Below are 24118 nucleotides of genomic sequence, written 5' to 3' on the forward strand. Positions count from 1 at the left end.
CGCCATCAGCGCACCCCGATGAAGCCGGTAAGGCTTACCACGGCCCGGTCGCGCAACGGCGTGCCGGTACTGCGTTCGGGGCGTGGCGCCACCCAGACGGTGACGCGGCGCATGCCCGGATCGCTGGTCGCTTCGATTTCGCTCAGCGTCTCCCAGCGGCGGCCGGCATATTCCAGGTCCTTGTTTTCCCGTCCCTCGCCCGGGGAGGGGTTGGCGAGCTGAAGCTCGGTGATGCGGTTATCGGCGATCCATCCGGCCAGGGTCTTTTCTTCCAGGCGCATGGCGTTGGTCAGGCTGCGCCCGGCGGCACTCAAAACCACCGCCGCGACCGTCGCGAAGATCGCCAGGGCGACAAGCACTTCCAGCAGGGTGAAACCTCCGCTTCGCAGCCGACGGCCGAATACGAGTCTCATCGCCGCTCCTTGGCCAGTTCGGCCTTGGGCATCTGGAAGCCATCGCTCACCAGTTCGTAAACGGTGCCCTTGGGCTCACGCTCGGCGATTTCCAGGCGGAACGGCGACAGCTCGCCACTGGACAGGATCAAGAGCTGCGGCTCCGGCTGGCGCGGGCCGTTCTTTTCCTTCTCTTTCTTTTCTTCGTCCTGATCCTGGCTGAGCCCCGGTTCGTCGTCGTTCTCCTTGACCGGCGTACTCAGCTTGAGAGGTTCGCCCTCCAGTTCGAGCTCCAGGCGCGCCCAGACCGGCATACGGTGCTCGTTCTGGCCGGGCACGGCGGCCCACACGCCCTTGGCCTCGTCGTAGGCCAACACCCGGTAGCTTTCGCTGCGCACCAGCAGGCCGTACTCCCGGTTGTCGAGCACGGCCTCATCGCTGAGTACGGCGATCAGGCCGGACAGCCGCTGCGCTTCGTCTCGCAGTTCGCGGCTGGTGTTGGCGTTGCCCGTCGACAGCACCGCGAGACTGAGCAGGCTGCCGATGATCACCATCACCACCAGCAATTCGATCAGGGTGAAGCCATCCTGGCGGCGTTCCGCAAGAACCGGACCGTTCGCAATCCCGCGAAGGCCACTGCCGGTAACGGCTGGCGCGGTGGCGCCGGCCCCTGCGGATATGCGCATCAGAGATCCCAGTTACCGATGTCGGCATCCAGGTCGGAGCCCCCTTCCTTGCCGTCGGCACCGAAGGAGTACAGGTCGAACGGCCCACGGGTGCCCGGCGCCAGATACTGATAGGCATTGCCCCAGGGATCGACCGGCAGCTTCTTCAGGTAGCCATCCTTGTTCCAGTTCTTCGGCTGCGGGTTGCCCGACGGGCGCTTCACCAGCGCCTCGAGACCCTGCTGGGTGCTCGGGTAGGCGAAGTTGTCCAGCTTGTACATGTCCAGCGCGGCGGCAATGGCCTTGATGTCGCCTTTGGCCACGGTGACCTTGGCCTGGTCCGGACGGCTCATCACCTGCGGTACCACCAGCGCGGCGAGAATGCCCAGAATGACCACCACCACCATGATTTCGATGAGCGTGAAGCCCAGTTGCTTGCGTCGTTGCACGCGGTTACCCCACCAGTTGGTTGAGAGAAAGGATCGGTAGCAGTATCGCCAGAACGATGACCAATACCACCGCCCCCATGAAGACCAGCATGAAAGGCTCGAACAGGCCAACCAGCAGGGCGACCTGGGCCGCCAGATCGTTTTCCTGATTGCGCGCGGTGCGCGCCAGCATCTGATCGAGTTCGCCGGATTTCTCGCCGCTGGCGATCATGTGCAGCATCATCGGCGGAAATTCCTGAGTAGCGTCCAGGGCGCGGGTCAGGCTGCTGCCCTCGCGCACTTTCTGCGCCGCCTCGATCACCTTGTCGCGGATGCGCAGGTTGGCGATCACCGCCGCGGCGATGGACAGAGCCTCCACCAGCGGCACGCCACTGCGCGACAGGATCGCCAGGGTCGAGGCGAAACGCGCGGTGTTGGTCGCCCGGTTCAAGCGGCCGACCAACGGCACGCGAAGGATGAAACCGTGCCAGCGGCGGCGCAGATTTTCTTCGCGCAAGGCCATGCGCAGGGCCGTCACGCCACCGATCGCGCCGAGCAGCATCAGCCAGCCCCAGGACTTGACCACATCGCTCACGGCGATCAGGCCGCTGGTCAGCGCCGGCAGTTCCTGCCCGGTATTGACGAAGACCTTGACCACGTCCGGCACCACGTAGCCGAGCAGGAAGCCGACGATGGTCAGCGAGGCGACCATCAGGATCACCGGATAGAGCAAGGCGAGCTGAATCTTCTGCCGCGACTGCTGGCGCTGTTCGGTGTAGTCGGCCAGTTGATCCAGCACCAGGCCGAGATGGCCGGCATGCTCGCCCGCGGCGACGGTGGCGCGGTACAGCTCAGGGAAGGCCGATGGATATTCCTTCAGGCTCGCCGCCAGGCTGTGGCCTTCCAGCACCCGGGCGCGCACGGCGAGCAGCATGGACTTGATCTTTTGCGATGTGGACTGCGCCGCGGCGGCGCGCAGCGCTTCCTCGATGGGCAGCGCCGCGCTGACGAGTGTCGCCAGTTGACGAGTGACCAGCGCCAGGTCGCGGGCGGACAAGCCATGGCCGAAGCTGAAACCACCGCTACCGCGTTCTTCCCGGGCCTTGGCCTGCTTCACCTCCAGCGGCGACCACTGCTTCTCGCGCAGGAGCTGGCGTGCCTGGCGCGGGCTGTCGGCCTCCAGCAAACCCTTGTGCTGGCGCCCCTTGGGGTCGATGGCGATGTATTCGAACGCAGCCATCAGCGAACACCGCTCCCGGCTTCCGTGGCAAAGAAACGGCGGTCGCAGGCATGCCGCTGTTTATGGATGAAGGGGATCGCTGAATCGTTCCGCATGCTCATTCTTCCCTGGTTACCCGCAACACTTCCTCCAGGGTGGTCACCCCTTCGCGAACCTTGCGCATGCCATCATCGCGAATGCTCGGCCCGAGCAAGCGTGCATGGCGGGTCATTTCCTGCTCCGATGCCCGATTGTGGATCAGGGTGCGCATCGTTTCGTCGAACACGACCAGTTCATAGATACCGGTCCGGCCACGATAGCCGAGGTTGCGGCACTCGTCGCAGCCCTTGGCATGGTAGAGCGTCGGCGGCGGGCTTTCCGGCTCTACGTTGAGCATCGCGCATTCCGCCGCATCCGCCAGGTAGGGCTGCTTGCACGCCGGGCACAGCACCCGCACCAGTCGCTGGGCGAGCACCCCGAGCAGGGAGGATGAAAGCAGAAAAGGCTCCACGCCCATATCCACCAGACGGGTGACCGCGCCGATGGCACTGTTGGTGTGCAGGGTGGAAAGCACCAGGTGACCGGTCAGCGAGGCCTGCACGGCGATCTCGGCGGTTTCCTGGTCGCGGATCTCGCCGACCATCACCACGTCCGGGTCCTGGCGCAGGATGGCGCGCAGGCCGCGGGCGAAGGTCATGTCGACCTTGGAGTTGACCTGGGTCTGGCCGATGCCTTCGAGGTGATATTCGATGGGGTCCTCGACGGTGAGGATGTTGCGCGTACCGTTGTTCAGGGTGACCAGGCTGGCGTACAGCGTGGTGGTCTTGCCCGAGCCGGTCGGGCCGGTAACCAGGATGATGCCGTGGGGTTTCTGCACCGTTTCCTGCATCAGTTGGCGATCCCGCGTGCTCATGCCCAGGTGGGTCAGGGTCAGGCGCCCGGCCTGTTTATCGAGCAGACGCAGCACCACCCGTTCGCCGTTGGCCGACGGCAGGGTGGACACACGGATATCCACCTCCCGGCCGCCGACTCGCAGGGAAATCCGGCCGTCCTGCGGGACACGCTTCTCGGCGATATCCAGCTTGGCCATGACCTTGATACGCGACACCAGCAGCGCCGCCAGCTCGCGCTTGGGCTGCACCACTTCGCGCAGCACACCGTCGATGCGGAAGCGGATCACCAAGCGCTTTTCGAAGGTTTCCACGTGGATATCGGACGCATTCTCCTTGATCGCTTCGCCGAGAATCGCGTTGATCAGGCGGATGATCGGTGCGTCGTCCTCCTGCTCCAGCAGGTCCTCGGTTTCCGGCACTTGGTCCGCCAGACTGGCCAAGTCCATGTCCGAGCCCAGCCCCTGGACCATCTGCATCGCGGCAGAAGAGTCGTGCTGGTAGGTAGCCCCCAGCACCTGCTCGAATTCCGCCGCCTCCAGCCAGCCGATCGGCAGGCGTTCACCGGCGAAGCGCTGTGCCTCCTGCAGCGCAGTCAGCGCCGCCCCCTCACGGGCGCACAACTGCGGCCGGCCGTCCCGCTGGCGCAGCAGGACCCCATGGCGTCGGGCGAAAGCGAAAGGCAGACGGCGAAATGCCGCCGGCTCGGCCATAGCGGCATCCAGATCGGCGAGGTCGGCAGATGACATGGGAGAGTTCCGTTATAAACAGAGCCTAGAGAGCGCGAAATGCGGCCAGACAAGGTTTAAACCGCATATGAAAGAGCGGGTCAACAGGCTTTATACCGTAAGCCCCGATCACCGTGCTCGGCCATCGGTCTCATATTTCATATAGCCATCACGGCCGGGCGCCGCGCTCCGACGAACGCACCCGACCGTCCGCGCGACGCGCAATCGCCATCGGGACCCGGGCCACAGTCCGCCCCCATCGGTAACGAAACCTCCGACTCACCCCTCCCGAACGCCCACTTCAACCCGCCTTTTCCCGCGTCCTGCCTGACATTTCCGCCCCTGTCTCACCCCAACGGGTGACCCCGCAAATCGCCCCTTCAGGCAGTTATGGGCGCTGTTCCGGCTGATTAGGATGAGGGCTCGTTCAAACCTCTCAGGAGAGCCGCATGACAACAAGAACAATGCGCGGAATCTTCCGGCCGCATACGCTGGCCGCCGCCGTTGCTCTGGGCTGCAGCGCCCAGGCCCACGCCGTTTCGTTCAACATCGGGGAAATCGAAGGCCAGTTCGACTCGCAACTATCGGTGGGCGCCAGCTGGGCGGTGCGCGCGCCGGACAAGGATTTCATCTCCACGGCCAGCGGCGGTACCGCCTCGTCGCGCACCTCCGACGATGGCCGCCTGAACTTCAAGAAAGGCGAGACCTTCTCGAAAATCTTCAAGGGCACCCACGATCTCGAGCTGAAATATCGCGATGTCGGTGTCTTCCTGCGCGGCAAGTACTGGTATGACTTCGAGCTGAAGGACGAACACCGGATGTTCTATGACATCGACGACCACAACCGCAAGGAAGGGGCGAAATCCTCCGGCGCGCAGTTGCTCGATGCCTTCGTCTATTACAACTACAGCCTCGGCGACCTGCCCGGCAGCGTCCGCGTCGGCAAGCAGGTGGTGAGCTGGGGCGAAAGCACCTTCATCGGCAACAGCATCAACTCGATCAACCCGATCGATGCCGCCGCGTTCCGCCGCCCCGGCGCGGAAATCAAGGAAGGCCTGATCCCGGTGAACATGCTTTACCTGTCGCAAAGCCTCACCGACAGTCTGAGCGTGGAAGCCTTCTATCAGCTGGAGTGGGACCAGACCGTGGTGGACAACTGCGGTACCTTCTTCTCCACCTCCGACGTGGTCGCCGACGGCTGCGAGGACCGCCTGGTGGTGGCCGGTAACGACCTGCCCCCGGGCGAGTCGAACAACACCGGCCCGCTGACCGGCAACAACATCTATATTCCCCGCGCCGGCGACCGCGACGCCCGCGACGGCGGCCAGTTCGGCATCGCCCTGCGCTGGTTCTCCGAAGCGCTGAACGATACGGAGTTCGGCCTCTATGCCATGAACTACCACAGCCGCTCGCCGGTATTCAGCACCATCCGCACCACCACGCCCAGCCCGGCCTTCATCCCCGGCGCGCCGAACGCCGGTTACTTCATCGAGTACCCGGAAGACATTCGCCTCTACGGCCTGAGCTTCCAGACCAATATCGGCGGCACCTCGGTGTCCGGCGAGATCAGCTACCGGCCGAACATGCCGCTGCAGATCAACTCCACCGACCTGTCCTTCGCCGCCCTCGGCCTGCCGGTTGCACCGGTGTTCATCGGCGGTGATTCGGACAACGTCAGCGGTGCCGACATCCACGGCTACGAGCGCCGGCCGGTGACCCAAGCGCAGATCAGCGCGGTGCATTTCATCGATCAGGTACTGGGCGCCAGCCGCCTGAGCCTGGTAGGCGAGGTGGGCTACAACCACATCAGCGGGATCAGCGACGACGTCGGCGAAGTGCGCTTCGGCCGCGACCCGATCTATGGCGCCGGGGAGTTCCTCGCGCCGGGCCTCTGCGAAGCCTTCAACGCGGCCAACCCGCACGAGTGCAACGACGATGGCTTCTACACCCGCAGCTCCTGGGGTTACCGCCTGCGCGCCAGCCTGGACTACAGCAACGTGATCGCCGGCATCAACCTGTCGCCGAACCTGGCCTGGTCCCATGACGTGGACGGCTACGGGCCGAACTTCAACGAAGGCTCCAAGGCGATCAGCGTCGGCCTCAACGCCGACTACCAGAACACCTACACCGCCAGCCTCAGCTACACCGACTTCTTCGGCGGGCATTACAACCCGACCACCGACCGCGACTTCGTCGCGCTCAGCTTCGGCGTCAACTTCTAAGCGCCCGGATTAAGGACTTGAAAACGATGAGCAGCAAACGAATCCTGCAGTACGGCGCCCTGGCGCTGTCCCTGATGGCCAGCGCGGTGATGGCCGCGGTTTCGCCGGACGAAGCCAACCAGTTGGGCACCACCCTCACCCCGCTGGGCGCCGAGAAGGCCGGCAACGCCGACGGCAGCATCCCCGAGTGGACCGGCGGCCTGCCCACCGACGCCGCCGCAGTGGATGCCAGGGGTTTCCTCGCCGATCCCTTCGCCGACGAGCAGCCACTGTTCACCATCACCGCCGCCAACGTCGAGCAGTACAAGGACAAGCTCTCCCCCGGCCAATTGGCGATGTTCAAGCGCTACGCCGGTACCTACAAGATTCCCGTCTACAAGACCCACCGCAGCGTCGCCGCGCCCCAGGCGATCTACGACGCGGCAAAGAAGAGCGCGGTGAGCACCCAGCCGGTGGACGGCGGCAACGGCCTGTCCAACTTCGCCGACAGCCGCTATTACGCCTTCCCGATTCCGAAGAACGGTATCGAAGTGGTGTGGAACCACATCACCCGTTACCGCGGCGGTAACGCCCGGCGCCTGATCACCCAGGCCACGCCGCAGACCGGCGGTTCCTACACCCTGGTGCACTTCGAGGACGAAGTGGCGTTTCCCACCGAGATGAAGGACCTCGATCCGCAAAAGGCCGCCAACGTCCTGCTGTACTTCAAGCAGCGGGTGACCGCCCCGGCGCGCCTGGCCGGCAACGTCCTGCTGGTCCACGAGACCATCGACCAGGTCAAGGAGCCGCGCTTGGCGTGGATCTACAACGCCGGCCAGCGCCGTGTGCGGCGGGCCCCGCAAGTGGCCTACGACGGCCCCGGCACCGCAGCCGACGGCATGCGCACTTCGGACAACTTCGACATGTTCTCCGGTGCGCCGGACCGCTATGACTGGAAGCTGGTGGGCAAGCGGGAAATGTACATCCCCTACAACAGCTTCAAGCTGGACTCGCCCAGCCTGAAATACGACGACGTGATCAAGGCCGGCCACATCAACCAGGACCTGACCCGGTACGAGCTGCACCGCGTCTGGGAGGTCGAGGCGACGGTCAAGAACGGCGAGCGGCACATCTATGCCAAGCGCCACCTGTTCTTCGACGAGGACAGTTGGCAGATCGCCCTGGCCGATCACTATGATGGCCGCGGCCAGCTCTGGCGGGTCGGCGAAGGGCACGCCAGCTACCACTTCCAACGCCAGGTGGCCACCTACACCCTCGAAGCGCTGTACGACATCATCGCCGGCCGCTACATCGCCCTGGGTATGAAGAACGAGGAGAAACGCGGCATCGAGTTCGGCTTCCAGGCCTCGGCTGCCGACTACACCCCAGCCGCCCTGCGCAACGCCGGGGTCCGCTGACGGCGACGGCGGTTCCTCGATCCTGTTATGACGCCGTATCAGTCTCGACGATGCTCCTTCACCCTCACGGGTGAGGGGGCTAGTCTCGATTCGCTACGGTTCGCCCATAACAACAATCGAGAGAACCGCCATGCCCCAGGCTCGCTCCGCAAACGGCATCGCTCCGCTCGTGCTCAGTGTTCCGCGGCTACCACCTGCCCATCAGCCCCGCCCGCGCCTGATCGGGCGACTCCGGGATGAGGATTGCCGGCTGCGCCTGCTGTGCGCGCCGGCGGGCTTCGGCAAGAGCGTACTGATCGGCGAATTTCTTCGGGAACGTCCGGCCCATGAGCAGATCATCTGGCTCGGTCTCGCCGGCCAGCCCCTCAGTACCGAACAACTGCTGCTGCGCGTCGTCACGGCGCTGAGCGAACAGATTCCCGCCCTGCCTCCCGGGCAGGCCCTGCTCCAACTGTTCAGCCAGCGCGACCAGCCGATCTGGCTGGTACTCGACGACTACCCCGCCCACCCGAGCCCCGAACTCGACGCCTGCATCGATCTGCTCCTGAGTCAGCCCCTGGATGGGTTGCACCTGCTGGTCAGCACGCGCCAACGCCCGGACTGGAACCTGCCGCGCCTGCTGCTCGCTGGCGAACTGCTGGAGCTGGACAGCGCCGACCTGGCATTCGACCGCGACGAACTGGAACGGCTGATCCAACACCTGGCCCCGCATACCGCCCCGGAACAGCGCGACCAGCTCTGGACGGAAACCGCCGGCTGGTGCGCCGGTGTACGCCTGTTACTGTCCCAGCACGGCTCCCAGGCTGGCGTGGGCACGCATGGCAGTGGCCATTGGCTGCGTGACTATCTGGAGCACGAGCTGCTGCAACGCCTGGGCCCGGATGAACGGGAATGCCTCTATGCCCTGGCTCACCTGCCGAAAGTTTCCATCGAACTTTGCCAGCAACTCTGGGAAGAAGGCGAAGGCGCCCGGCTGTTCGAACAACTGCTGCGGCGCCATGCATTCTTTCAGTCGCTGGACGAGCAGGGGCACTGGTACCGCCTGCTACCCGCGGTGGCCCAGGTCCTGCGTGATCGCCTCACGCCTGCCGCCGCGACTCAGCTGCACCTGCGGGCGTGCCGGTTGTTCGTCTCCGCCGGGTTGGTCGAGGAAGCGGTCGAACAGGCCCTGTGCGCCGGCCAGCCCGAAGTGGCGGCGGCCTATCTGGAACGCCTCAGCCAGGAATGGCTGGCCGGCGAGCAACACCTCGCCCATCTGCTCGCCTGGCGCGAGCGGTTGCCGACCGAACTGCTGGAAAGCACGCCGCGCCTGCTCAGCCTGAATGCCTGGGCGCTGCTGTTGAGCTGGCGGCTGGAAGAGGCCGACCCATGCATCGCCAAACTGGCGCGCTTCCTGCCGCAGCCGGACGCTCGCCGTAACCACAAGCTGCTGGCCAACTGGCAAGCATTGCGAGGCTGTCTGTTGGCGCTGCGCGGCGATCCCGGCGATGCTGCCCGCCAGCATTGCCAGGCGGCACTCACGGCATTGCCGGATGAAGAGTGGATGCCCAAGCTGCTCTGCTACTCGGCACTCGCCCACATCAGCATGGCCGGGAACGAGCCGGACAATGCCGTCGATATCCTGCGCGTCGCACTGGAACTGGCGCGACGCCAGGGCAGCCTGTTGTTCGAGACCCTGCTCAACCTGGATCGCCTTCGCCTGCTGCTGCTGCGGGGCGAGCTATCGCGTGCGCATCACCTGCTGCAACAGAGCTTCGCCCTGCTCGGTCGCCGCCAGACCGAAGACTCCATGCTGCTCGGCCGCCTGCATCTGCTGGAAGCCGAACTGCATCTGCTGCAAGGACGGCCCGAGGACGCCGAGCCCCCTCTGCGAACCGGCCTGCGCCAGGCCATCGACTGCGCCGATCCTTTCGCCCTGCACGGCTACCTCACGCTGGCCGAGCTCTGCTCGCAACGCGGCGATTTCGACGACGCCTTCCTCCATCTGCGCGAAGCTGAACGGCAGATGCATTGCGGCCAGGTCTGGCGTTACTGCTACCGCGGCGCACAACTGGTACAGAGCATGCGCGTGCTGGCCCGCCAGGGGCGCTGGGAACGCATCGGTCCGATCGCCGAGCGCATCCAGCGCTACTTCGACGAACCGAACCCCTGGCTGGCGCCGCCGGACTATCCCGCGCTGTCATTGAACAGCCAACTGCTGCATGCGCGCAGCCTGCATGCGGAAGGCCGCCTGGAAGAGGCCGAACGGCAGCTCCTGGCCGTGCTGGAAAAAAGCCGGCAGCGGCACTTCAACCTGCTGGCCTGCGACACGCAACTCGCCCTGGCCGATGTCTCGCGCAGCCTGCATCGTGAAACGGCAGCGACACTCGAGCAGCAGGCGCGTGAAGAAGCGCTCGAACATGGCTGGTACGGGTTGCTCTCGGGGGTGGCCGCCATTACGGAGGACCCGATTGCACGACACGCCGCACCCGATCTGTCGGCAGCGCCCCCCGCCAGCACGCTGCTCAGTCAACGTGAACAGGCCGTGCTGCAACTCCTGGCCGAAGGCTTTTCCAACCAGGAAATCGGCAACTACCTGTTCATTTCCGTGAATACCGTGAAAACCCATACCAAGAAGATCAACAGCAAGCTCGGCGTGAAGCGCCGGACCCAGGCGATCATGCGAGCCAAGGCCCTGGGCTTGCTCAGATGAACGGGCAACCGCTACGATGCTGACCCCGTAGTCAATAACTAGATCAGCTACAGCTTTACCTCGTTCAGCGTCAGCGCGATATCCCTTTGCGCCATTTCCAGACGCAGAGAGGTTCCTTTTGCCAGCATCCATGCCGTCCCAAAGAGGGAAATACTGTGATGGCGTCTCATTCATGCAAAGGATGTGACGCCCGTAATTAAACCTCTGCGAAGTCCCGTGGTCCCAGTCCGGGCGCCGTTTGGCTGAGTTTCCTAGAATGGCTGGTCAGTTGATGACTTGTAGTTATTCCGTAGTTGTACTTCAGAACTTCTTGAAGGCCTTGCGGTTCGACTGCAAAATGCCCCGCCCCTCGCCGACCTGAGCGTTGCCGCGCGGGATCCTCTGCCGATCAGCAGTCCCCAGGTCACCATCCGTAGTGCCCTGGTTACCTCGAAAAAACGATAAAGATCACGCAGGAGAATACGAAGTGCACATCGGTGTTCCTCTCGAAACACACGTCGGCGAGACGCGGGTGGCCGCGACTCCGGAAACGGTGAAGAAACTGATTGGCCAAGGCCATCGGGTCACCGTGCAAAGCGGCGCCGGCCTTGCTGCCAGCCTGCCGGATGCGGCCTATCAGGCCATTGGCGCGGAAATCGGTAGCGACGCCGACGCCCTCGGCGCCGATCTGGTGCTGAAGGTGGTCGCCCCTTCCGAGACCGAGCTGGCGCAGATGAAGCCCGGCGCGGTACTGCTCGGCATGCTCAACCCCTTCGATAATGACAACATCGCCCGGATGGCCCAGCGCGGCATCATCGCCTTCGCCCTCGAGGCCGCGCCGCGCACCTCGCGCGCGCAGAGCCTGGACGTACTGTCGTCCCAGGCCAACATCGCCGGCTACAAGGCCGTGATGCTGGCGGCCAACCACTATCCGCGCTTCATGCCGATGCTGATGACCGCCGCCGGCACCGTGAAGGCCGCCCGCGTGCTGATCCTCGGCGCCGGTGTGGCCGGCCTGCAGGCCATCGCCACGGCCAAGCGCCTGGGCGCGGTGATCGAGGCTTCGGACGTGCGCCCGGCGGTGAAGGAGCAGATCGAGTCCCTCGGCGCCAAGTTCGTCGACGTGCCGTTCGAGACCGACGAGGAGCGCGAGTGCGCCCAGGGCGTCGGCGGCTATGCCCGGCCGATGCCCGCCTCGTGGATGGAGCGCCAGGCCAAGGCGGTGCACGAACGCGCCAAGCAGTCCGACATCGTCATCACCACCGCGCTGATTCCCGGCCGCAAGGCACCGACCCTGCTGCACGAAGCCACCGTGCAGGAGATGAAGCCCGGTTCGGTGGTCATCGACCTCGCTGCCGCCCAGGGCGGCAACTGTCCGTTGACCGAAGCCGACAAGGTGGTGGTCAAGCACGGCGTGACCCTCGTCGGCCACACCAACCTGGCCGCGCTGGTACCGGCGGATGCCTCCGCCCTCTACGCACGCAACCTGCTGGACTTCCTCAAGCTGGTCATCGACAAGGAAGGCCAGTTCCACCTCAACCTGGAAGACGACATCGTCGCCGCGTGCCTGATGTGCCGCGACGGCCAGGTCGTCCGCAAGAACGGCTAAGGGGCGCGACATGGACCTGATTTCCGACGGTATCTACAACCTGATCATCTTCGTGCTGGCCATCTATGTCGGCTACCACGTGGTATGGAACGTCACCCCCGCGCTGCACACCCCGCTGATGGCCGTGACCAACGCCATCTCCGCCATCGTGATCGTCGGCGCCATGCTGGCCGCCGCCCTCACCGTGACCCCGCTGGGCAAAGTCATGGGCACCCTGGCCGTGGCCTTGGCTGCAGTCAACGTCTTCGGTGGCTTCCTGGTCACCCGACGCATGCTGGAAATGTTCAAGAAGAAAGCGCCGAAGGCGCCGGCGGAGAAGCACTGACCATGAGCATGAACCTGATCACTGTTCTCTACCTCGTCGCCTCGGTGTGCTTCATCCAGGCGCTGAAAGGCCTGTCGCACCCGACCAGTTCGCGGCGCGGCAATGTCTTCGGCATGATCGGCATGGCCATCGCCGTGCTCACCACCATCGGCCTGATCTTCAAGCTGGGCGCCGAGATCGCCACCACCGGCATCGGCTTCGTCATCGTTGGCCTGCTGATTGGCGGCACTGCCGGTTCGATCATGGCCAAGCGCGTCGAGATGACCAAGATGCCGGAATTGGTCGCCTTCATGCACAGCATGATCGGCCTGGCCGCGGTGTTCATCGCCATCGCCGCGGTGGTCGAGCCGCAGTCGCTGGGCATCGTGTCCGACATGACCACACCGATCCCAGCCGGCAACCGCCTGGAACTGTTCCTCGGCGCGGCCATCGGCGCCATCACCTTCTCCGGCTCGGTGATCGCCTTCGGCAAGCTGTCCGGAAAGTACAAGTTCCGCCTGTTCCAGGGCGCCCCGGTGGTCTTCAAGGGGCAGCATCTGGTCAACCTGGCGGTTGGCCTGGCCATCGTCGGCCTCGGCCTGGTCTACACCTTCACTGGTAACGTCAGCGCCTTCGCCCTGTTGGTGGCACTGGCCTTCGTCATCGGCGTGCTGATCATCATCCCGATCGGCGGTGCCGACATGCCGGTGGTGGTATCGATGCTGAACAGCTATTCGGGATGGGCGGCGGCCGGCATCGGCTTCTCGCTGAACAACTCGATGCTGATCATCGCCGGCTCGCTGGTCGGCTCCTCGGGCGCGATCCTCTCCTACATCATGTGCAAGGCGATGAACCGTTCGTTCTTCAACGTCATCCTTGGCGGCTTCGGTGCCGACGCGGATGCCGGCGCCGCAACGGGTGGCAGCAAGGAACAGCGCCCGGTGAAGTCCGGCTCCGCCGACGACGCGGCCTTCCTGCTGACCAACGCCGACACCGTGATCATCGTTCCCGGCTACGGCCTGGCGGTGGCCCGCGCGCAGCATGCCCTGATGGAACTCTCGGAAAAACTCACCCACCGCGGGGTGACCGTGAAGTACGCCATCCACCCGGTTGCCGGACGGATGCCGGGCCACATGAACGTCCTTCTCGCCGAGGCCGAAGTGCCCTACGAGCAGGTATTCGAGATGGAAGACATCAACTCCGAGTTCGGCCAGGCCGACGTGGTGCTGGTGCTCGGCGCCAACGACGTGGTCAACCCGGCAGCCAAGAACGATCCGAAGTCGCCCATCGCCGGCATGCCGATCCTCGAGGCCTACAAGGCCAAGACCGTGATCGTCAACAAGCGCTCCATGGCCAGCGGCTACGCCGGTCTGGACAACGAGCTGTTCTACCTGGATAAGACCATGATGGTCTTCGGCGACGCCAAGAAAGTCATCGAGGATATGGTCAAGGCCGTGGAATAAGCACGTGGTTGCATGGCGCTAGAGAAAACCCGGCTCAGGCCGGGTTTTCTCTTTTCCGGTGTCGCTCAGCGACACAACCGTTCAAGCATGTCGCCCAGGTTGAGCCCCTCCTGCTCGGGTAGCAGTTGCTTGTTGATTACGAGCGGCTGGCCCAGTGGCGCACCGAGAAACGGCTCTCTCCCATCGGCGCCCGCTCCGACATAAGTCGGGCTGGCCAAGTCCTTTGCCGTATCGGGTCGCCCCAGCACCTGGGCGCTATCCAATACAGGCCGGCCGTCCCAGTAGAGAAGTAGGCGGGTCGTGGCAGGGCCGGGAAAGGGGAAGGTGCTTGTCGCCTTAATATGGACACTGACCACCAGGCTGTCACAACGCCCGTGCGGCTGTATCGGCTCGCTGACCTGTACGACATCGCCATGACGAACTTCAAATCGGCCACCCGGAAGCAAGCGCACGCCCCATACACCGGGCTGATCCAGCAGGGTCTGTGCGGTGTCGGCCAAGCGTACGTCTCGCAACGAGAAGCCCATACTATATCCGCCGAATACCGGGGCTCGCTGGAAATCTCGCCCGGTCAGCTTTCCCGGCCGCCCTTGAGCAGCTGCCTCCCAGGTCAACGGAACGGGGCGGACCTGCCACTCCCACTCCCGAATAAGGGTACCGGCGTGAGACCTGTCGACCGCCTGAACTGTCCGCTTTTCGGGTTCTTGTCCGGTAATCGCCGGAGTGACAAGGCCACTACGCAGCTCTCCCAGTGGCTCCCGATAAAAGAACCGGCCCTCGTTCAGCAGATGAGCGGAATAGGTCATCCCCAAGACACCACCGCTGTCACCCGCCCAATAGAGAGCACTGAGGCCGGGCAAACTTCCTCCCTCCAGCAGAGGCCGTAGATCACGCCCCGCCAGACCAGCAGGTGGCTTGCCGCCCGCCAGGGATACCAGCGTCGGATACAGATCCATAAATACCGTCGGCTCCAGGATGTCCTTGTCCTCGTACTGCCCCGGCCAACGCAGCAGCAGCGGCGTGCGTACCCCTCCTTCGGTATAGGTCCCCTTCTTTCCGATCAGCGGATAGTTGTTATCCCGATCGATATTGGCACCACCATTGTCGCTGGCAAAAAGCACAATCGTATTCTGCGCCTGACCGCTTTCCTCGAGCGCCGCCAGCAAGCGCGCCACATTGTTGTCGAGCTCGCTGAGAATAGCGAAGTAGCGACCCTCCGGCGTATCCGGGAAATGCCGGCTGAAGACTGGATTCGGCTGGTAAGGCGTATGTGGCGAGAACAACCAGAGGTTGATGAACCACGGGGCCTCGCCCGCACCTGCCTTTACCAGCTCGACGGCCTTGTCGGTGAGGATGTCGTCCAGATAGCCGTGGTGCTGAACCGGTGCTGCACCGTTGTCCTGCAGCCAGGGGTCGATGTGTGTCGGTTGCCGGCGCAGCAGGCGCCCATCGGGGCCCGGTCCCTGCAGCACAAAGTGATTGAGCATGCCGAACCAGTAATCGAAGCCCTGATGGCCAGGCTGGATTTCGTCATATTCCAATGCTTCGCCGACATGCCATTTACCCACGTGCAAGGTTCGATAACCCAGCGCTTTCAGACTCTTGGGCAAGGTATCCAGATCTGGAGAAAGACCCAGCCCATCGGCCTGGAAGCCCAGGCTCACCGGATGACGCCCCGTGATCAGACTGGCCCGGCTGGGCGAGCAGGTGCTATCCGTGTAATGCCGGCGCAGCCGTACAGCACTTCGACTGAACGCATCCAGCACGGGCGTTGGCGCCTTGCCATCTCCCCAACTGGCGATATCGTTGTTGCCCAGATCATCGACCAGGATCAACAGAATATTCGGCCTCCTGTGCGCCTCGGCCGCATTGCCTGAGCAAGCCATACACAGCAGAATGCCGAGCAGTGCGAGGCGGAAACACACACCACGATCACAATAAAACGGATCTCTCATCTAGAAGGAACCCTGGCGAATGAATGGGGCGAACTTTCCGAAGCTATCAGGCAGCCAGGGCATGGAACCGGCCCCCTCTGGACTGTTGGTCGACTACGATGCATTGCGCGCAGCCGCCGTGGAACTGGGCCAAATCTACCGGACCAATGAGCCCTTCCCTCATATCGTCATCGACGATTTCCTGCCGCAGCCGACCGTGCAACGTCTCTTGGCGGAATATCCTTACGATCAGAGTCTCCCGGTATGGAATGACGCCACCCACCGGGACAAGACGAGTGGCGACTACGTGCAAAAGGACAAGCGCAACATCCGCGACAGCCTGCGCATGCCGCCGACCTACCGGCAACTGTTCTGGGAACTGAACTCTCATTATTTCCTTGATTTCCTTACCACTCTCAGTGGCATTTCCAATCTGATCCCTGACCCCAACCTGCGCGGAGCAGGCATTCACCAGATAGGTACCGGCGGTTTCCTGAAGGTCCATGCGGACTTCACCATTCACCGTGAATTTGGCCTGGACCGCCGACTCAACTTCCTCCTTTACCTGAACCAGGACTGGCCGGAAGAATACGGCGGCCATCTCGAACTCTGGGACAAGGATATGAAAGGCCCGCCACAACGGGTCCTGCCGCTTCTCAACCGTTGCGTAATCTTCAGCACCACTGCCAATTCCTTCCATGGCCACCCTCGCCCACTGACCTGTCCCGAAAGCATCTATCGAAAATCGATAGCCCTGTACTTCTACACCAATGGCCGCCCCGAAGGGGAAGCCGATCCGGTATTCGCCACGGACTGGCGCGACGTGCCCTACTGACTCGCCAGTGCCATCGATTTTTCCCGTTGTGGCAGTCTCGCCTTGAGCCGCAGGAAGGGCCGCTCGATGCAGTGGTAACTCAGCAACGCCAGTAGCCAGGCCATCAACGCGCTGAGGCATACGGCCCACACGACGCCGGACTGCAGCAACTCAGCCCGCTGACCGGCTCCGCCGACTTGCGGATAGATCAGGTAGAACTGGACCGGCACATGGACCAGGTAAAGCGAATAGGAAATCGTGCCCAGATGCCTGGCGGGACCGTTGATGAACAAGCGTTTGCACAACAGCACCGGGCTCAGCGACGCCAACAGCAGCAGCCCCCACAGCATCGCCTCAGCATGGTGATAGAGCGGAAAACGCATCAGTGCCTGACGCTGCCCGGTTTCCCCGTACCACGCCAGCAATGTGAGCAGGGCACCCAGCGCCACGAAGAAGAGCAGGTTGATCGCCAGCCTCGACCGGGATAGCCAGGCAAAACCGGGCGTCCGAGAGAACCAGGCGAACACTCCTCCCAGCAAGAACGCGGCCCCACGGCCGAACAGAGAACTTTCCCATCCATTGTTCGGTGCCAGCCAACCAGGCAGATGGAAGAAATAGACCTGCAGCAGGAGCCAGACGACCAGCAGCACCATGAACAGCCACTGCCCCCCATGCTGTCGCAATAACCAGAACACCAAAGGCAGCACCAGGTAGAACTGCGCCTCGGTACACAGCGACCACCAGGGCACACTGAATGGAAATGCTCCAAAGCCAATGGGAATGAACAGAAGAGCCTTCAATGCTTCACTATTGGCCGTAACGCCCCAGGCCAGCAGTACAACCAAGTAATAGAGCGGCACGATACGCAGGATGCGCGCGCTAAAAAACCCAACGAGATCGATAGGCTCCCCTTGTCTCAGACCATCGATGAACGGGCGAGACAGCAGAAAGCCACTCAGGACGAAGAACAGGGTCACACCGGTGTTGCCTGCTGCGATCCAGCTCAGCCAGAGCGGTGCCTCGCCGTTCAGGAGCGGAGAGCCGCCAGCAAGAATGCCAAGATAATGGAACAGCACCACGAGAAGGATTGCCCAGCCGCGCCAGCTCTCCATTTCCGGAAGATAGCTGGCAGGCCGGCGCAGCCCCTCGGGAACTCCGTGTCCCATCGAGCTCAGCTCGCTGCCTTGGCCTGCCCTTGGCCCTGCGCCTGTCCCTGCAGACGCTTCAGCTTTCGCATGTTCTCCAGATGTTTGCTGGCATGGACATAGAAGGCACGCAGCGAAGCCGCCTCTTCTTCACCGTTCCCGAAGAGCAACTTCAACACTTCCGGGTCCGCACTGCGATCCCCCCCCAGCTTGCGCAGTACGCCAAGTCCGAACCCGTGATTGAACGTGAACGTTTCGTGGTGGCCACGTATCTCTTCCCAGAACTTCCAGGCACCGAAATCCTGCAGGCGGGCCTGTACGTCGTGGAAAAGAATGATGCCGCCCGGCTTTACCTTCGGATACCAGTTGGCAAAGTCCTCGCTGACTGCCTCATAGGTATGAAAACCATCGATATGCAGCAGATCGATGCTGTCTTCGCTGAAATGGCGGAGCGCATCGTTGAAGAACATCCGCATCAAATAAGAAAAACCGTGGTAGTGCTGACGATTGTGATTGTTCACCATCGTGAAGACCGACTCATCGTATTTGTCGGTATGAGAGTCCCCCTCAAAGGTATCTACGGCGTAGCAAAGCCCGTCGATTTCCTGCTCCTTCATCGCCTGGCAGAAAGTGAAATAGGACAGGCCTTTGTGTGTACCCAGCTCGACCAGAAGCCGGGGGCGCAGCGCTGCGACCAAGTCATAACCGAACGGCAAGTGATCGACCCAGGTGCTGAACACCATGTGCAATGGTTCAAAATGGCGAATCGACGGCGGCATGTAGACGAGAGTCATGGTGGTTTCCTCGAGTATTCAAGCCGGCACCGGCGTCAGCTTGCGTTTCAGAGATAGGAGGGGAGACTCCACGAACCTGTGGAGCAGATACGCAGCAAGCAGGGAAAAAGCCAGGGCCAACGCAACGGTGATCCCCAGCGGCAGGTCCGTATGATCCATGACTCCATGGATGACCGGCATGTGCACTAGATAGAGAGAAAAGGAAATCTTTCCAAAGTAACGAGTGAGCTGGTTATCCAGCAGCGTCTCGGCTTCGCCGGTACGCGTGACGGCAATCCACATAATCGCTCCCCAGACCAACGACTCCGGCACGACATACCAGGGAGTTACCCAGATATAGCTGCGGGGCCCGATCTGAGCGACGGGAAGGAGAACGACCATCAACCCGACGAGCATCACAGCTGTCAGCAGTCGAGCCAGGGGCTCGGATAGACGAACGCCCCCCGAGGGAAGGCAGAGGAAAACTACGATACCCGCCAGGAACGCCGGCAATTGGCCCAGCACGGAGAGAATCAACCGGTACTGGGTCTCGAATCCCACATCGATACCCGACCAAACCTTGGTAACGACACTCCAGTAGACGAACCCCGAGACCACCGCTAGGACGAGGATACCTGCGATACCTGGCAGCCGGGCCATGAGCAGGCAAACCAGGGGGAGAAGTACATAAAACTGGACCTCGGTTCCCAGGCTCCACCAGACGGTACTGAACTGACCGACATCATAAGCCCTGGCCGTCAAGGTTAAAGCTGGGACAAGCTGATCGTAACGAGCAGTCAGCAGCACACCGATCAAGGCAATGGTGTAGTAGGTCGGCAAAATACGCAGGGCCCGCTGCGATGCGTATCGTCCAAGCGACGGCAATGGGCGGCGCTCTCGTATCGCTTCGATGAAGGGCCTCCCCACAAGGAAACCACTAAGCGCAAAGAACAGAGTCACGCCAGTGCTGCCCGCGTACAGCAAGGAAAGAAAGAATGGCCCCTCTCCCAACGTGGCCAGACCGCTGCTCTCCGTCCAGGTGTGATAAACCAGCACCAGCAGGATCGCGACCCCTCGCAGGCCATCGAGCCCCTTGACGCGCCCGTTATGAATCATTCGATCGCCTGGCGCATACGCAGCTTCTGCTGCTCATCGGCGTACATGTCCTCGTTGCGTTCGGCACAACGCCTGAGCCGATGCAATCCACGCTCTACCGAGTGCTGCAAGTAGCGCAGAGCGGGGCCTTTCACTTTGCCCAACAGAATCGGCTCGACGGTGGGAGAGCGGAAAGGCTGCCCCAGCAGTGCATTCAACTGCTCGCTCTGCCGTCGAAGGATAGCGTCGCGCTGCACAACCTCAGAGGTCGTCACCCCCCCGTGCAACTGGTGAAAGGACCCTTCCCCGGCCAGCATGAACGAGCGAGTCCGCGGGTGCATTGCAGCCTGGCGATAAATGTAGAGATTCAACGCCCCTCCACCAGGCAGATCGAAGCGCTCGTCAGCCTGGCCGATGTCGCGAAAGACATCGGCGGCCATGAACAGGCAATTGCACTCCATGAACGGGTGGAAGATTCCGTTGGGATTGGCGCCACTGAGGCAGGAAATATCAAAGAGCCTGTAGCCGTTACCATGCCAGTCGATCTCATCCAGCATCGCCTGCTCCTTCTCCTCCGTATAGCCGTGGGTGAGATGAAATTGCTGTTCATGCTCACCCAGGTGGTAGCCAGGCACTACAACCAGTGCGTCAGCAGAGATACGCTGGGCCAACAGGGCGTAATGCAGAACACCGGGGCTCACCATCCGGGCACCGTCGATCATCAGCCCAACTTGTACCCCCTTCGCCTGAGCGAATCCGAAGTTGATCGCAGCCGCCGGCGACACTCCCGGATCGTCACGCAGGAAATAGCGGAAGTTACCCGGCAGAGCCTCGATCGCGCGCATATCCATGTTCCGCTGGGAACGGTTCTCCACCACGATGACTTCGTACTCTTCCGCCGCGACATCTTCCTGATAATCCGGCGCCAAACTACGCAGCGTGTTCAACGCCTGGCGTGGCATGTCATAAACGATGACGATCACCGACAGCAACGGACGCGTCATTGCGGCAACACCTTGTCGAGAGAGTGGCGGATGAAACGATAGACGCTGGGATGGGGCGTACCGTAGAGAATCGGCCGCACCGTCGGCGGTGTACGGTTGTCGCCGCGCAGGGCACGATCCTGATCGTCCAGGGCCCTGTATATCCGGTCACGCTCCTCCTTTCGTGTCCCAGTGGTCACGCCACCGTGGAATTGATGGAAGGAGCCCTCGCCGAACAACATGTAAAACGGCGTATTCGGGTATTCGAGTAAGCGCTTGTACAGATCGAGGTTGGCATTGCCGCCGCCGAAGTCGTCATAACGCGAATCGACACCGCCAAGCGCCTTCCATTTCTTCACCGGCATGGCGATGAAGTTACTTTCGTAATTGGCCTGAAAGAAGCCGCCCTGGCAGGAGCCGCTCAGCACGGCGATATCGAACAGACGATACCCATCCTCTGGCCAGGAAATACTCTGCAGAAGACCTGCTTCTACGGTTTCGTCATAGCCTTCATTCACTGCGACCTGCTGCAGCTTATGGCCGATATGGTAACCAGGCGCCGAGACTGCGGCTTCGGGATCGGCCTTGAATGCCGAGAGCGTATGGCGCAGCACACCGGGAGATAGCATGCGGGCGCCGTCGATCATGATGGCTACGTATCGCCCCCTCGCCTGCGCAGCCCCGAAGTTGATGGCGTGCACTGGGGTGCGCTGGGTTTCGTGGCGGTGATAGTAACGAACATTGTCGGCGTGCCGGGTGGCCCGCTCAGCCCCAAGCAAACGATCCGAGTGGTTTTCCACCACGATCACTTCGTAATCCTGCTCGCGAATCCCCTGTTGATAGGCCGGGCTCAGCGAAAGCAGAGTCTTGTCCGCCTGCTCGGGCATCTTATAAACGATGACGACGATCGAAAGCAGCGGTTTGCGACGAAACAACGGCATGACAGGCATCCTTTCAGCGGGCGCAGGAACGAAGCTCCTGGTAGATCGCATCCAGTTCGACGGGAAGGCTTTTTTCCAGACGGCCGTGATGCTTGAGTTCGGCGCTGAAGAAGCGCTCCTCCGTCAGGGGCGCGAGGTCTAACTCCCGTAGAACCTCATCGAGTTTCCGGTGCAGGACGGATTCGTCCTCATCGAAGCACAGCAAAGGGAAGGGCTGTTGTTGGTAAAGGCGTAACAGGCGAACGTTATAGGCTCGCCATAGGGCGAATGCCTGCGCCTCCGGCATACCGCCACGCGCCGCCAGCGACTGGGCGACAGCTGTCGGATGGCGAAAAATGCCGACGAAACCCAGCATAGGCAAAAGTGCCCGCCAGCCCTCGACCAACAAAAGCGCTCGAGGGTCCTTGAAGCCCCAGCGGGCTACTCCCTTGTAACTGTCGATAAGTGCCCGAGCCCGCTGCCGTTCGTCTGCCGTCCAGACGATCTCCTGCTCCGGCGGGTTATCCCAGGCATATCCTCTGTCATGAAGCACCGTATCGTGAAACGCAACGATGTCCTCGTTTTCCCGATTGCCCTTGAGGTTGTGGGGATTCCATGCGCTGTGCTTGCCCAGCTCCAGCCCCGCCTGCTGCAGGGAGCCGGTCAGAAAACTGGTGCCGCTGCGGTGCATCCCTACCACCATCAAGGGGGAACCGATGCCATCTCCAGCCGCTCTGAAGGCAGGAGCACGCGAGAACAAAGTACGAATGAACCGCATGAAAGCCTCTTGTAGTTTTTCTTTGGCATTTCGATCATGCAAGATCAAACACGATCTTGCATTGAACATGCAGCATTGTGTTTAAATAAAGACAGATTTTCAATCCGGCAGAAAATAAAAATGAACTACCGGGATTTACTCTTCTACGGGGTATACAGCGACCTTCGCACCGAGATCGCCAGGCGATTCCTGGGCTTTCTCTGGTGGATCATCGAGCCGGTCATGTACATGGCCGTCTTCTACATTGTCTTTGGCTTGGCCTTGCGTCAAGGCGGCCCTGACTATGTGCCTTTCCTGCTTTGCGGCATGATCGCCTGGAAGTGGTTCGACGGGTCGGTACGCCAGGCGAGCATCTCGATCACAGGCAACTCCGGGTTGATCCAGCAGATTTTCGTACCCAAGAGCCTACTCGCGCTGATTCAGATACTCGGCAACACGTTCAAGTTCCTCATCGTTCTGCTCCTTTTGCTCGCTTTTCTCCTGCTCATCGGTAAAAGGCCCTCCTGGCACTGGCTCGGCCTGCTGCCGATCATTCTGACGCAACTTTTTCTCATCGTGTCCCTCGGCCTGCTGCTAGCGGCGATCATCCCGTTCGCCCAGGATTTCAAGCAGGTGGTGGATAACCTGATGATGCTGCTGATGTTCATGTCAGGGATTTTCTTCAGTGCAGACAGCTTGCCGATGTCCATGCGCCCGCTTTTCGAGCTGAACCCCATGGTCCTGCTGATCGAATCCTACCGGGCTGCGCTACTGCATAATCACTGGCCGGACTGGAGCAGGCTGGGCTATGTATGGATAGTGGGAACGCCGATGCTACTGGCCGCCCTCTTCACGATCCGCCGCAACGAGCGGCGCTACCCGAAGATGATGATCTGATATGAGCGGCCGCATCATTTTCAATGCACATAACCTAGGGGTCTCGTACCGCCAGCGCACCGGCTTGCTCAGATATGAGAAATTCTGGGCCCTGCAGGATGCCAGCTTCACCCTGCATGCCGGAGAAACATTGGGTGTCATCGGTGCCAACGGAGCAGGCAAGAGCACATTGCTGCGCCTCATCGCCGGAATCATCGAACCTGACCGTGGCCACCTCTGGCGTCATCCGCATATGAGGGCCAGCCTGCTAGCCCTTAACGTCGGCTTCAAGCCGGAGCTATCGGGACGGGAAAACGCCATCATCAGTGGGCTGCTGCTCGGACTCAGCCTGCAACGGATCAAGGCGCTGACCGACGATATTTGCCAGTTCAGCGAGTTGGGGGATTTCTTCGAGCGCCCGGTGGGTACCTACTCGACTGGCATGCGTGCCCGCCTGGGATTCGCCGTCGCGATACACGCCGATCCAGACATCCTGCTGATCGATGAAGTCCTCGGCGTCGGCGACCAGAACTTCAAGGACAAATCGCACGATGCGATGAAGGAAAAGATCAAGTCGAACAAAACTGTCGTTCTGGTTTCTCACAGCATGGATGCCATCCGCTCGCTCTGCGACCGGGTGCTCTGGATCCATGAAGGCAAAAGCATCATTTGCGGCAAAGCCGAGACGGTTATCCAGGGCTACCTGGAGACCATCCGCATCGCTGTCCGGGATGAACAGGCGCAGAAGCGCGCAGCCGCCCGCAAGGCCGCTGCGCTCTAGCGGAACGTCTTTTTTCGACGAACGCTCGATAACAACAACAATTCGGGGCTTG

The 24118-nt window shown here is 62.0% G+C and carries 21 protein-coding genes; 9 read left to right on the forward strand and 12 right to left on the reverse strand.

Features of this window, described 5'->3' with window-relative positions; genetic code table 11:
* Positions 1-5 precede the first annotated feature (5 nt).
* The 5 genes from gspI to gspE all read right to left on the reverse strand — a co-directional run bounded on the left by gspI (position 6) and on the right by gspE (position 4343).
* On the reverse strand, positions 6-413 hold the full coding sequence (gene gspI, locus BZL41_RS15090) for a type II secretion system minor pseudopilin GspI (RefSeq protein ID WP_095600053.1): 408 nt from the start codon (positions 411-413) through the stop codon (positions 6-8).
* Positions 410-1078, reverse strand: a complete 669-nt coding sequence (gspH, locus tag BZL41_RS15095; protein ID WP_095600054.1) for a type II secretion system minor pseudopilin GspH — start codon at positions 1076-1078, stop codon at positions 410-412. The genes gspI and gspH overlap by 4 nt, the downstream gene beginning before the upstream one ends.
* Positions 1078-1506, reverse strand: coding sequence for a type II secretion system major pseudopilin GspG (gspG, locus tag BZL41_RS15100; RefSeq protein WP_095600055.1), 429 nt, complete (start codon positions 1504-1506; stop codon positions 1078-1080). The genes gspH and gspG overlap by 1 nt, the downstream gene beginning before the upstream one ends.
* Positions 1507-1510: 4 nt before the next feature.
* Positions 1511-2725 (reverse strand): GspF family T2SS innner membrane protein variant XcpS, encoded by a 1215-nt coding sequence (xcpS, locus tag BZL41_RS15105; RefSeq protein WP_095600056.1) that lies wholly within the window; start codon positions 2723-2725, stop codon positions 1511-1513.
* Between the two features lie 97 nt (positions 2726-2822).
* Positions 2823-4343 (reverse strand): type II secretion system ATPase GspE, encoded by a 1521-nt coding sequence (gene gspE / locus BZL41_RS15110; RefSeq protein ID WP_095600057.1) that lies wholly within the window; start codon positions 4341-4343, stop codon positions 2823-2825.
* Positions 4344-4771: 428 nt separating this feature from the next.
* Here gspE and BZL41_RS15115 point away from each other — a divergent pair, with 428 nt between their 5' ends.
* The 6 genes from BZL41_RS15115 (at position 4772) to BZL41_RS15140 (ending at position 13988) form a co-directional block, all read left to right on the forward strand.
* Entirely contained in the window at positions 4772-6544 is a 1773-nt protein-coding gene (locus tag BZL41_RS15115) for a DUF1302 domain-containing protein (RefSeq protein WP_095600058.1), read from the forward strand.
* Between the two features lie 26 nt (positions 6545-6570).
* Complete coding sequence (locus BZL41_RS15120) at positions 6571-7941, forward strand: DUF1329 domain-containing protein (protein WP_095600059.1); 1371 nt, start codon at positions 6571-6573, stop codon at positions 7939-7941.
* Between the two features lie 130 nt (positions 7942-8071).
* Entirely contained in the window at positions 8072-10633 is a 2562-nt protein-coding gene (locus tag BZL41_RS15125) for a LuxR C-terminal-related transcriptional regulator (RefSeq protein ID WP_095600060.1), read from the forward strand.
* Positions 10634-11099: 466 nt separating this feature from the next.
* Positions 11100-12221 carry a Re/Si-specific NAD(P)(+) transhydrogenase subunit alpha gene (locus BZL41_RS15130; protein ID WP_095600061.1) on the forward strand — a complete coding sequence of 374 codons (1122 nt, stop codon included), beginning with the start codon at positions 11100-11102 and terminating at the stop codon, positions 12219-12221.
* A 10-nt stretch (positions 12222-12231) separates the two neighbouring features.
* Positions 12232-12546 carry an NAD(P) transhydrogenase subunit alpha gene (locus BZL41_RS15135; RefSeq protein WP_095600062.1) on the forward strand — a complete coding sequence of 105 codons (315 nt, stop codon included), beginning with the start codon at positions 12232-12234 and terminating at the stop codon, positions 12544-12546.
* Between the two features lie 2 nt (positions 12547-12548).
* On the forward strand, positions 12549-13988 hold the full coding sequence (locus tag BZL41_RS15140) for an NAD(P)(+) transhydrogenase (Re/Si-specific) subunit beta (RefSeq protein ID WP_095600063.1): 1440 nt from the start codon (positions 12549-12551) through the stop codon (positions 13986-13988).
* A gap of 65 nt (positions 13989-14053) precedes the next feature.
* On the opposite strand, the gene BZL41_RS15145 is transcribed toward BZL41_RS15140, so the two are convergent.
* Positions 14054-15823 carry a sulfatase-like hydrolase/transferase gene (locus tag BZL41_RS15145; protein ID WP_256578163.1) on the reverse strand — a complete coding sequence of 590 codons (1770 nt, stop codon included), beginning with the start codon at positions 15821-15823 and terminating at the stop codon, positions 14054-14056.
* Between the two features lie 139 nt (positions 15824-15962).
* On the opposite strand from BZL41_RS15145, the gene BZL41_RS15150 reads away from it, so the two are divergent.
* Positions 15963-16757, forward strand: a complete 795-nt coding sequence (locus BZL41_RS15150; RefSeq protein ID WP_095600065.1) for a 2OG-Fe(II) oxygenase — start codon at positions 15963-15965, stop codon at positions 16755-16757.
* Here BZL41_RS15150 and BZL41_RS15155 read toward each other — a convergent pair.
* From BZL41_RS15155 to BZL41_RS15180, 6 genes are read right to left on the reverse strand one after another with little or no spacing between them, the layout of a single operon-like run.
* Entirely contained in the window at positions 16751-17902 is a 1152-nt protein-coding gene (locus tag BZL41_RS15155) for an acyltransferase (protein WP_095600066.1), read from the reverse strand. The two genes, BZL41_RS15150 and BZL41_RS15155, sit on opposite strands and share 7 nt — an antisense overlap.
* 5 nt (positions 17903-17907) lie before the next feature.
* On the reverse strand, positions 17908-18675 hold the full coding sequence (locus BZL41_RS15160) for a class I SAM-dependent methyltransferase (protein WP_095600067.1): 768 nt from the start codon (positions 18673-18675) through the stop codon (positions 17908-17910).
* An 18-nt stretch (positions 18676-18693) separates the two neighbouring features.
* Positions 18694-19770 (reverse strand): acyltransferase, encoded by a 1077-nt coding sequence (locus BZL41_RS15165; RefSeq protein WP_095600068.1) that lies wholly within the window; start codon positions 19768-19770, stop codon positions 18694-18696.
* Complete coding sequence (locus BZL41_RS15170; protein WP_095600069.1) at positions 19767-20753, reverse strand: glycosyltransferase; 987 nt, start codon at positions 20751-20753, stop codon at positions 19767-19769. Before BZL41_RS15170 ends, BZL41_RS15165 begins: the two co-directional genes overlap by 4 nt.
* Positions 20750-21673, reverse strand: a complete 924-nt coding sequence (locus BZL41_RS15175) for a glycosyltransferase family 2 protein (protein ID WP_095600070.1) — start codon at positions 21671-21673, stop codon at positions 20750-20752. Before BZL41_RS15175 ends, BZL41_RS15170 begins: the two co-directional genes overlap by 4 nt.
* 13 nt (positions 21674-21686) lie before the next feature.
* Positions 21687-22478 carry a sulfotransferase family protein gene (locus BZL41_RS15180; protein WP_256578164.1) on the reverse strand — a complete coding sequence of 264 codons (792 nt, stop codon included), beginning with the start codon at positions 22476-22478 and terminating at the stop codon, positions 21687-21689.
* A 72-nt stretch (positions 22479-22550) separates the two neighbouring features.
* Between BZL41_RS15180 and BZL41_RS15185 the strand changes: the two genes are divergently transcribed.
* Positions 22551-23306, forward strand: coding sequence for an ABC transporter permease (locus tag BZL41_RS15185; RefSeq protein ID WP_095600071.1), 756 nt, complete (start codon positions 22551-22553; stop codon positions 23304-23306).
* A gap of 1 nt (position 23307) precedes the next feature.
* Positions 23308-24066: an ABC transporter ATP-binding protein gene (locus tag BZL41_RS15190; RefSeq protein ID WP_095600072.1), complete on the forward strand. Its 759-nt coding sequence runs from the start codon at positions 23308-23310 to the stop codon at positions 24064-24066.
* The last annotated feature ends 52 nt before the right edge of the window (positions 24067-24118 follow it).

This window comes from Pseudomonas sp. PIC25 (assembly GCF_002286785.1).
Taxonomy (GTDB): domain Bacteria; phylum Pseudomonadota; class Gammaproteobacteria; order Pseudomonadales; family Pseudomonadaceae; genus Pseudomonas_M.

Excerpts from the sequence above, each read along its gene's own strand:
- BZL41_RS15150 (WP_095600065.1), top strand. The coding sequence starts at position 15,963 with ATGAATGGGGCGAACTTTCCGAAGCTATCAGGCAGCCAGGGCATGGAA.
- BZL41_RS15160 (WP_095600067.1), bottom strand. The coding sequence starts at position 18,675 with ATGACTCTCGTCTACATGCCGCCGTCGATTCGCCATTTTGAACCATTG.
- xcpS (WP_095600056.1), bottom strand. The coding sequence starts at position 2,725 with ATGGCTGCGTTCGAATACATCGCCATCGACCCCAAGGGGCGCCAGCAC.
- BZL41_RS15140 (WP_095600063.1), top strand. The coding sequence starts at position 12,549 with ATGAGCATGAACCTGATCACTGTTCTCTACCTCGTCGCCTCGGTGTGC.
- gspI (WP_095600053.1), bottom strand. The coding sequence starts at position 413 with ATGAGACTCGTATTCGGCCGTCGGCTGCGAAGCGGAGGTTTCACCCTG.
- BZL41_RS15175 (WP_095600070.1), bottom strand. The coding sequence starts at position 21,673 with ATGCCGTTGTTTCGTCGCAAACCGCTGCTTTCGATCGTCGTCATCGTT.
- BZL41_RS15115 (WP_095600058.1), top strand. The coding sequence starts at position 4,772 with ATGACAACAAGAACAATGCGCGGAATCTTCCGGCCGCATACGCTGGCC.
- BZL41_RS15185 (WP_095600071.1), top strand. The coding sequence starts at position 22,551 with ATGAACTACCGGGATTTACTCTTCTACGGGGTATACAGCGACCTTCGC.
- BZL41_RS15165 (WP_095600068.1), bottom strand. The coding sequence starts at position 19,770 with ATGATTCATAACGGGCGCGTCAAGGGGCTCGATGGCCTGCGAGGGGTC.
- BZL41_RS15170 (WP_095600069.1), bottom strand. The coding sequence starts at position 20,753 with ATGACGCGTCCGTTGCTGTCGGTGATCGTCATCGTTTATGACATGCCA.
- BZL41_RS15155 (WP_095600066.1), bottom strand. The coding sequence starts at position 17,902 with ATGGGACACGGAGTTCCCGAGGGGCTGCGCCGGCCTGCCAGCTATCTT.
- gspE (WP_095600057.1), bottom strand. The coding sequence starts at position 4,343 with ATGTCATCTGCCGACCTCGCCGATCTGGATGCCGCTATGGCCGAGCCG.
- BZL41_RS15120 (WP_095600059.1), top strand. The coding sequence starts at position 6,571 with ATGAGCAGCAAACGAATCCTGCAGTACGGCGCCCTGGCGCTGTCCCTG.
- BZL41_RS15190 (WP_095600072.1), top strand. The coding sequence starts at position 23,308 with ATGAGCGGCCGCATCATTTTCAATGCACATAACCTAGGGGTCTCGTAC.
- gspH (WP_095600054.1), bottom strand. The coding sequence starts at position 1,078 with ATGCGCATATCCGCAGGGGCCGGCGCCACCGCGCCAGCCGTTACCGGC.
- BZL41_RS15125 (WP_095600060.1), top strand. The coding sequence starts at position 8,072 with ATGCCCCAGGCTCGCTCCGCAAACGGCATCGCTCCGCTCGTGCTCAGT.
- BZL41_RS15135 (WP_095600062.1), top strand. The coding sequence starts at position 12,232 with ATGGACCTGATTTCCGACGGTATCTACAACCTGATCATCTTCGTGCTG.